The sequence below is a fragment of the Xenorhabdus vietnamensis genome (assembly GCF_002127535.1).
In the GTDB taxonomy this organism is placed as follows: domain Bacteria; phylum Pseudomonadota; class Gammaproteobacteria; order Enterobacterales; family Enterobacteriaceae; genus Xenorhabdus; species Xenorhabdus vietnamensis.
The window spans coordinates 1-792 of record NZ_MUBJ01000105.1; the positions used below are offsets into that span (position 1 = coordinate 1).

The window sequence follows — 792 nt, forward strand, 5'->3', positions numbered from 1 at the left end:
GCAGGTCATTTAACCGGCTGGTCGGATGGCAGTGCCCGCCTGTTCTTTGCGTTCCACCATTTAATTATTGATGCCGTCTCGTGGCGCATTATTGCCGATGACATGCGTCTGTTGCTGACCGGGCACACGTTACCGGCTAAAACCAGCAGTTATCGGCAGTGGGTAGCGGCAATGCAGGCATATGCGGGGACCCATCAGGATGAGGTGACGTACTGGCAACAGGTGATTGAGGATAAAGCCGATCATTATGCACAGGGAGAGGCTAATCACCATCACGTTCGCTTATCCGTTGAGCAAACTCAGACCTTATTGTACGAAGCCAATGCCGGTTATCACACGGAGATCAATGACTTATTGCTCAGTGCCCTGACCATCGCATTGCAAAACACATTTAACCAGTCAACCAACCACATCACCCTGGAAGGGCATGGACGTGAGGCGATCGATGAAACGTTAGATCTTTCGCAGACGGTGGGTTGGTTTACCACAATCTACCCGGTTCGTTTAGAAAGCCAGTCAACCGTGTCGGATACCATCGTTTACACCAAAGAGATGCTAAGAAAAGTCCCCAATAAAGGGGTCGGTTATGGTGCGTTGCGTCAGGCAGGGGATGTATCGGGTTGTTCGCCGGTCATCAGTTTTAACTATCTGGGGCAGCTGGGTGCCGAGATGACACCCCAGGATTGGATGTTCACCGCCGATGACTGTGGTCTCATGATGGCATCAGAAAATGCCGATCCACTGTTGCTGAACATCAATGGCGGCGTGCAGGCAGGCCAATTGGGATTCAGC

1 protein-coding gene is annotated in these 792 nt (G+C 51.8%); it reads left to right on the forward strand.

The annotated features are described in order from the left end of the window. The coding region (locus Xvie_RS20395; RefSeq protein ID WP_244175760.1) for a condensation domain-containing protein at positions 1–792 on the forward strand (792 nt) is incomplete at both ends.